Origin of the sequence: Pseudomonas sp. PS01299 (assembly GCF_029960145.1) — a bacterium.
In the GTDB taxonomy this organism is placed as follows: domain Bacteria; phylum Pseudomonadota; class Gammaproteobacteria; order Pseudomonadales; family Pseudomonadaceae; genus Aquipseudomonas; species Aquipseudomonas putida_A.
In genome coordinates this window covers 1-8,299 of the sequence record NZ_JASCPO010000245.1, presented here as the reverse complement: position 1 = coordinate 8,299, position 8,299 = coordinate 1, and the positions used below count along the sequence as shown (strand labels likewise).

The following is an 8,299-nucleotide window of genomic DNA, read 5'->3' as shown; positions in this document are numbered from 1 at the left end:
GTGCTGGTCATGGTCACTTCCTGGTATTTGTGTTGTTTGGGCCGGCCTCTTCGCGAACAAGCCCGCTCCCACAGGGGAATGCATTTCAAATGTGGGAGCGGGCTTGCTCGCGAAGGGGCCAGCCCTGACTACATCAATCTTATGCGTCGCGGAACAACCACGGCTGGCTCACACGATGCTTGGCCTCGAACGCGGCAATCGCATCACCGTCCTGCAAGGTCAGGCCGATATCGTCCAGCCCATTCAACAAGCAATGCTTGCGGAACGCGTCGATCTCGAAGCGGTACACCTTGCCGTTCGGGCTGGTCACGGTCTGTTCGTGCAGATCGATCTGCAATTGATAGCCCGGCTCGGCCTCGACCTGCTTGAACAACTCATCGACTTCAGCGTCGCTCAAGATGATCGGCAGCAAGCCGTTCTTGAAGCTGTTGTTGAAGAAGATGTCGGCGTAGCTCGGCGCGATGATGCTGCGGAAACCGTATTCTTCTAGTGCCCACGGCGCGTGTTCACGGCTGGAGCCGCAACCGAAGTTCTCGCGGGCGAGCAACACACTGGCGCCTTGATAACGCTCGGCATTGAGCACGAACTCCTTGTTCAACGGGCGCTTGGAGTTGTCCTGATACGGCTGGCCGACATCCAGGTAACGCCACTCATCGAACAGGTTCGGGCCGAAACCGGTGCGCTTGATCGACTTCAAAAACTGCTTCGGGATAATCTGGTCGGTGTCGACGTTGGCACGATCCAGAGGCGCGACAAGACCAGTGTGCTGGGTAAAAGCTTTCATGCTGCGCTCTCCTTCAGATCAATTCACGAACGTCGATGAAACGACCGTTCACCGCCGCCGCAGCGGCCATGGCCGGGCTCACGAGGTGGGTACGACCACCGGCGCCCTGACGGCCTTCGAAGTTACGGTTGGAGGTCGAGGCGCAATGCTCGCCGGACTCCAAACGGTCCGGGTTCATCGCCAGGCACATTGAGCAACCCGGCTCACGCCATTCGAAACCGGCTTCTAGGAAGATCTTGTCGAGACCTTCGGCTTCCGCCTGCGCCTTCACCAGACCCGAGCCCGGTACGACGATTGCCTGCTTGATCGTCGAAGCGACTTTGCGACCCTTGGCGATCACGGCCGCAGCGCGCAAGTCTTCGATGCGCGAGTTGGTGCAGGAGCCGATGAACACGCGATCCAGCTGAATGTCGGTGATCGCCTGATTGGCGGTCAAACCCATGTATTTCAAGGCGCGGACGATCGAATCGCGCTTGACCAGATCCATCTCTTTGGCCGGATCCGGCACGTTCTGATCAACGGCCAGCACCATTTCAGGCGAAGTGCCCCAGCTGACTTGCGGCTTGATCTGTGCAGCGTCCAACTCAACTACGGTGTCGAACTTGGCGTCGGCGTCGGAGACCAGGTCTTTCCAGGCTTCAACCGCCTGATCCCACTGCGCGCCTGTCGGTGCGAACGGACGGCCCTTGACGTACTCGACAGTCTTTTCGTCCGCAGCCACCAGACCCACACGGGCGCCGGCTTCGATGGACATGTTGCAGATGGTCATGCGGCCTTCGACGGACAGGTCGCGGATCGCGCTGCCGGCGAATTCGATGGCATGGCCGTTACCGCCGGCGGTGCCGATCTTGCCGATCACCGCGAGGACGATGTCCTTGGCGGTCACACCGAATGGCAACTGACCTTCGACGCGCACCAGCATGTTCTTCATTTTCTTCGCGACCAGGCACTGGGTGGCGAGCACGTGCTCGACCTCGGAAGTGCCGATCCCGTGCGCCAAGGCACCGAACGCGCCGTGGGTCGAGGTGTGCGAGTCGCCGCAGACTACGGTCATGCCCGGCAAGGTTGCGCCCTGCTCCGGGCTGATCACGTGGACGATGCCTTGGCGGATGTCGTTCATCTTGAACTCGACAATGCCGTACTCATCACAGTTGTCATCGAGGGTCTGCACCTGCAAACGCGAGACCTGGTCGGCAATCGCGGCGATGCCGCCCTTGCGCTCCGGTGTGGTCGGTACGTTGTGGTCCGGGGTCGCGATGTTGGCATCGATGCGCCAAGGCTTGCGCCCGGCCAGACGCAGGCCTTCGAAGGCTTGCGGCGAGGTCACTTCGTGGATGATGTGACGATCGATATAGATCAGCGCCGAGCCATCGTCGCGCTGTTTGACCAAATGCGAATCCCAGAGCTTGTCGTAGAGCGTTTTGCCGGCCATCAGACGGTTCCTCATCAGCTTGTTTCTATGCCCTGGGCTTATCAATAACCCTTTGGCTTGTGAGGCCGATCCTATGGGGTTACATTAAATAACTCAAATTCATATTTTTTATGCTTTGGATAACCAACTGGAATACGAACCATGGATCTGGCCAACCTCAATGCTTTTATCGCCATCGCCGAGACCGGCAGCTTCTCCGGCGCCGGGGAACGCCTGCATCTGACGCAACCGGCGATCAGCAAACGCATCGCCGGACTGGAGCAACAATTGAAGGTGCGGCTGTTCGACCGACTCGGTCGTGAAGTCGGCCTGACCGAGGCCGGCCGCGCCCTGTTGCCCCGGGCTTATCAGATTCTCAACGTGCTGGACGACACCCGCCGTGCCCTGACCAACCTGACCGGCGAAGTCAGCGGTCGGCTGACTCTGGCCACCAGTCACCACATCGGCCTGCACCGTTTGCCGCCGCTATTGAGGGAATTCACCCGCCGCTACCCACAGGTGGCGCTGGATATTCAGTTCCTCGATTCGGAAGTGGCCTACGAAGAAATTCTCCATGGCCGTGCAGAACTGGCCGTGATCACCCTGGCGCCGGAGCCGCACACACTGGTCAAAGCCGCGCCGGTGTGGGACGACCCGCTGGATTTCGTGGTGGCGCCGGAGCATTCGCTGATCAGCAATGGCGCAGTGAGCCTGGCGGACATTGCCGGTCATCCGGCGGTTTTTCCCGGAGGCAACACCTTTACTCATCACATTGTCCAACGCTTGTTCGAAGCCCAAGGGCTGACGCCGAACATCGCCATGAGCACCAACTACCTGGAAACCATCAAGATGATGGTCTCCATTGGTCTGGCCTGGAGTGTTCTGCCCCGCACCATGCTTGATGAACAGGTGGCGCGCATACCTTTGCCGGGCATACAGCTCAGTCGCCAGCTAGGCTATATCGTGCACACCGAACGGACGCTGTCGAATGCGGCAAGGGCTTTCATGGCCTTGCTGGATGCGCAAATCGATCTGCCAGGGACTCCCGGCTAACTTGTGCTACTCCTATAGAGCCGCTGTCCCTGTGCCTAACGCCACCATCAGCTCAAGGCCCGTTAACAATGCCGAAATCTGTTGACCGAATTCCGCCGATGCCGCGTATTCAGGCCATTGATCCGCGACGTTCCGAGCAGAGCTGGGAGAGTGCGCCGCAATTGCTCGCCGCACTCAACGGCGCCCGGCTCGGTGCCTGGTATTGGGACATCGAGCGCGGGCAGATCAGTTGGTCACGGGGTACCCAGGCGCTGTTCGGCTTCGATCCACGTCAACCGTTGCCCCAGGACCTGGAATATCTCGACCTGCTGCCGCCCGAAGACCGGGCGAAAACCGTGCGCGCCTTCCACGCGGTGATTGCCGGCGCCCCGCTGGAACAGGCGATGCACCACCGCATCCGCTGGCCCGACGGCAGCCTGCATTGGCTGGAAATCAGCGGCAGCCTGCTGCCGGACAAAAACGGCCGGCCCCGAATGATCGGGGTGATTCGCGAAATCACCCACCAGCGCCAGCGCGAACAGGCTCTGAGCAGCTCGGAGAAACGTTTCGCCACACTTTTTCACCTGTGCCCGAACATGGTGCTGCTGACGCGCCAGGAAGACGGCCTGATCACCGAAGCCAACCAGTATTTCGAAAGCCTGTTCGGCTGGCCGGTCCAGGACGCCATCGGTCGCACCACACTGGAACTGGGCCTGTGGGTGCACCCCGAACAACGCGCAGAGCTGGTGAAAAAGACCAAGGCCAAAGGTGAATTGATCAGCATGGAGGTGCAGTTCCGCGCCAGCAACGGGCAGATTCATGACGGTATCCTCAGTGCGCAAAAGGTCGAACTCGAAGGCCAGCCGTATCTGCTCAGCACGTTTCTCGACACCACCGAACGCAAAGCCGCCGAACACGCCTTGAAAGACAGTCAGGAACGCCTTGATCTGGCGCTGGACTCGGCGCAACTCGGCACTTGGGATTGGCACATTCCCAGCGGCATGCTCTACGGCTCGGCGCGGGCCGCGCAATTGCACGGGCTGGAGCCGATCCCGTTTCACGAGTCGTTCGAGGAGTTTTTCGAAGGCGTGCCCGGTGAGGAGCGCGACAGCATGCGCGACGCCTACCGCAGCCTGCGTGAAGGCCCGGCCGGCAACTATCAACTGACTTATCGCGTGCAACTGGCGGATGGCAGCTCGCGCTACCTGGAAAGCCGCGCCCGCCTCTATCGCGACGAAAACGGCGCGCCGCTGCGCATGGCCGGGACCTTGCTGGACATCACCGATCAGGTCGAGCGCGAGCAACGTCTGGTCGCCTCCGAAGAGAAATTTGCCACGCTGTTCCAGGTCAGCCCCGACCCGATCTGCGTCACCCGCCAGGACAGCGGCGAGTTCATCGAGATCAACAACAGCTTCACCCAGACCTTCGGCTGGAGCGCCGCCGACGTGATCGGGCGCACCGCCGAGGACATCGGCCTGTGGGACGCCTCGGCGAAAAGCCTGCAACGTATCGAGCGGGTGATCCGCGAACAGGGCCTGAGCAATGTCGCGATCATCGTCCAGCACAAGGACGGCCAGTCGCTGACGTGCGTGATTTCCAGCCGGCAGATCAGCGTCGGCAATCAGCCGTGCATCGTCACCACCCTGCGCGACATCACCCAACAGCAGCGCTCCGAGGCCGCACTCAAGGCCAGCGAAGAGAAATTCGCCAAGGCGTTTCACTCCAGCCCCGACGCGATCACCATCACCGAACGTGACACCGGACGCTATCTGGAGGTCAACGACGGTTTCTGCCGCCTCACCGGTTATCGCGCTGAAGAAGTGGTGGGCAAAACCGTGTACCAGATTGGCATCTGGGCCGAAGAGAAACAACGCTCGGCGCTGCTTGCCGAGCTGCAGATCAAGGGCCGCGTGCACCATCAGGAAATGCTCGGGCGCAACAAGCGCGGTGAGTTGCTGACCGTTGAAGTGTCGATCGAACCGATCACCCTCAACGAAACGGCGTGCCTGCTGCTGACCGCCCGGGACGTCAGCCTGTTGAAAAACGCTGAAGCACAGATCCGCCATCTGGCCTATCACGATCCGCTGACCAATCTGCCCAACCGCGCCTTGCTGATGGATCGCCTGAGCCAGCAGATTGCCCTGCTCAAGCGCCACAACCTGCGCGGTGCGCTGCTGTTCCTCGACCTCGATCACTTCAAGCACATCAACGACTCGCTGGGTCATCCGGTCGGCGATACGGTGCTGAAAATCATCACCGCGCGGCTTGAAGCCAGCGTGCGCATGGAGGACACGGTGGCGCGTCTCGGCGGCGATGAATTCGTGGTGCTGCTCAGTGGCCTCGAAGGCACGCGCAACGAGGTCAGTGCACAAGTGCGGGAACTGGCCGACACCATTCGCGAACTGCTCTCGGAGCCGATGTTCCTCGACGGCCAGCGCCTGCAAGTGACACCGAGCATCGGCGTGGCACTGATTCCCGATCACGGCTCGACCCCGACCGACCTGCTCAAACGCGCCGACATTGCGCTGTACCGGGCCAAGGATTCCGGGCGCAACACCACGCAGATGTACCACAACACCATGCAGAAGGCGGCCAGCGAGCGGCTGCGTATGGAGACTGACTTACGTCTGGCGTTGTCGCGCGGTGAATTCAACGTGCACTACCAGCCGCAGGTCGATGCGCGGGACAACCGCATCATTGGCGCCGAGGCGCTGGTGCGCTGGAATCACCCGGAACTCGGCGCGCAATCGCCCACTGAATTCATCAAGGTGCTGGAAGACAGCGGGCTGATTCTGGAGGTCGGTACCTGGATCCTCGATGAGGCCTGTGAGGCGTTCAAACAATTGATCGCGCTGAAACTGGTCGACCCGCTCAACTTCAGCCTGTGCGTAAACATCAGCCCACGGCAGTTCCGCCAGAACGACTTCGTCGAACGCATCGAACACAGCATGAGCAGCCACGGCCTGCCCTGCTCGCTGCTGAAACTGGAGATCACCGAAGGCATCGTCATCCAGAACCTGGAAGACACCATCAGCAAAATGCGTCGCCTGAAAAAACTCGGTGTGAGTTTCGCCATGGACGATTTCGGCACCGGCTATTCATCGCTGACCTACCTCAAGCGCCTGCCGGTGGACACCCTGAAAATCGACCAGTCGTTCATCCGCGACGCAACCACCGACCCCAACGACGCCGAGATCATCCGCGCCATCGTCGCCATGGCCCGCAGCCTGGAACTGGAGGTGATTGCCGAAGGCGTGGAGACGCCGGAGCAACTGGCGTTCCTTCAGGGGCTGGGCTGCCATTTGTATCAGGGCTATCTGCACAGTCGGCCGGTGGCGCTGGAGGCGTTGAAAAAGATGCTCGAATGACGGGCACAAAAAAAGGGCGCCAGTGGCGCCCTTTTTTCTTGCTCGGCCTTATTGCAGAACCGGCTTCTGCGCTCCGTTGATCGGGATGCGCTTGGCTTTCGCTTCTTCCGGGATCACCCGCAACAGGTCGATGCTCAGCAGACCGTTGCTCAGATCGGCGGCCTTGATCTCGATGTGATCAGCCAGGCGGAAGGACAGCTTGAAAGCGCGCTGGGCAATGCCTTGATGCAGGAAGGTCACGCCTTCGTTGGCATCACGCTTGCCGCCACTGATGGTCAGCACACCCTTCTCGACTTGCAGCTCCAGGTCTTCTTCCTGGAAACCGGCTGCCGCTACGACGATGCGGTATTGATCGTCACCGTGTTTTTCCACGTTGTAGGGTGGGTAGGTGCTGCCTGGCTCGTTGCGCAGCGCGGTTTCGAACAGGTCATTGAAACGGTCGAAACCCACCGAGGAACGGAACAGTGGTGCCAGGGAAAATGCAGTACTCATGGTTCAAATCTCCTGAAAACAATCAGCAAGGTTTTTTGACTCCGCGACCCGAATTCGGCATCGCGTACCCCTTAGATAGGGACCGCCAAAATGTTTCCAAGAGAGTATTTGCAGATTTTTTCAGGCTGCGGCGGCGACCGGCAAACCGAGCAAGCGCGAGACCTGGTCCGGCTCTGTCTCGCGGCGCAGCACGGTAAACAGCTCCGTCGCCTCGGGATAATTGCGCGTCAGCATCGCCAGCCATTGCTTCAAGCGACCCGGCGATTGGCGTGCAGTCATCTGCGCCTTGGCTTGCAGCCAGAAGTCCTGAATCAGCGGCAGCAGCTCGGCCCAGGTCATCTCGACCACTTCTTCACCGGCGCGCGCGGCAGCGATCTGCCGGGCCAGATCCGGGCGCGATACCAGACCGCGTCCGAGCATGATGTCTTCGACGCCGCTGATCTCGCGGCAACGACGCCAGTCCTCGACGCTCCAGATATCACCGTTGGCGAACACCGGCACCTTGACCACGTCCTGCACCCGCGGAATCCACTCCCAATGCGCCGGCGGCTTGTAGCCATCAACCTTGGTCCGGGCATGCACCACGATGTGCTCGGCGCCGCCCTCGGCCAGCGCCGTGGCGCAGACCAGCGAGCCGTCCGGGCTGTCGAAACCCAGGCGCATTTTCGCGGTGACCGAGATATGTGCCGGCACGGCGCGACGCACGTGTTCGACGATGCTGTTGAGAAGTTCTGGCTCCTTGAGCAGCACTGCCCCGCCCCGGGATTTGTTGACAGTCTTGGCCGGGCAGCCGAAGTTCAGGTCGATCACTTCCGAGCCGAGCTCGCAGGCCAGCGCCGCGTTTTCCGCCAGGCACACCGGATCGGAGCCCAACAATTGCACGCGCAACGGCACACCGGAACGGGTGCGGGCGCCGTTGAGCAGCTCCGGGCCGAACTTGTGGAAGTAGGCCGGGGTGAGCAACTGATCGTTGATCCGAATGAATTCGGTCACGCACCAGTCGATGCCGCCAACGCGGGTCAGCACGTCGCGCAGGATGTCGTCGACCAACCCCTCCATGGGCGCCAGGGCAATTTGCATGGGGAAAACACTACTCAGGAAGAAAAAACGTGCGGCAGTTTACTGGATATCGCAAGAAACCGCAGATCCCTTGTAGGAGTGAGCCTGCTCGCGATAGCGGTGGGTCAGATAGAGAAATGCCGACTGACACTC

General features: G+C 60.7%; 6 protein-coding genes. 2 read left to right on the top strand and 4 right to left on the bottom strand.

Annotation, left to right across the window (positions count from 1 at the left end):
* Positions 1–139 precede the first annotated feature (139 nt).
* The gene (gene leuD / locus QMX91_RS26535; protein ID WP_007969234.1) at positions 140–784 is read right to left on the bottom strand and encodes a 3-isopropylmalate dehydratase small subunit; all 645 of its coding nucleotides are present in this window, start codon (positions 782–784) and stop codon (positions 140–142) included.
* Between the two features lie 13 nt (positions 785–797).
* A complete protein-coding gene (leuC, locus tag QMX91_RS26530; protein WP_027611528.1) occupies positions 798–2,216 on the bottom strand; it encodes a 3-isopropylmalate dehydratase large subunit in 1,419 nt (472 codons plus the stop codon).
* Between the two features lie 141 nt (positions 2,217–2,357).
* Here leuC and QMX91_RS26525 point away from each other — a divergent pair, with 141 nt between their 5' ends.
* Positions 2,358–3,248: a LysR family transcriptional regulator gene (locus QMX91_RS26525; protein WP_103367614.1), complete on the top strand. Its 891-nt coding sequence runs from the start codon at positions 2,358–2,360 to the stop codon at positions 3,246–3,248.
* A gap of 68 nt (positions 3,249–3,316) precedes the next feature.
* Complete coding sequence (locus QMX91_RS26520) at positions 3,317–6,595, top strand: PAS domain S-box protein (protein WP_098964655.1); 3,279 nt, start codon at positions 3,317–3,319, stop codon at positions 6,593–6,595.
* Positions 6,596–6,643: 48 nt separating this feature from the next.
* Here QMX91_RS26520 and QMX91_RS26515 read toward each other — a convergent pair whose 3' ends face one another.
* Both QMX91_RS26515 and QMX91_RS26510 read right to left on the bottom strand, forming a co-directional pair.
* The gene (locus QMX91_RS26515; protein ID WP_007969230.1) at positions 6,644–7,087 is read right to left on the bottom strand and encodes an Hsp20 family protein; all 444 of its coding nucleotides are present in this window, start codon (positions 7,085–7,087) and stop codon (positions 6,644–6,646) included.
* Between the two features lie 120 nt (positions 7,088–7,207).
* Entirely contained in the window at positions 7,208–8,167 is a 960-nt protein-coding gene (locus QMX91_RS26510) for a tRNA-dihydrouridine synthase (RefSeq protein WP_282413614.1), read from the bottom strand.
* Between the last annotated feature and the right edge of the window lie 132 nt (positions 8,168–8,299).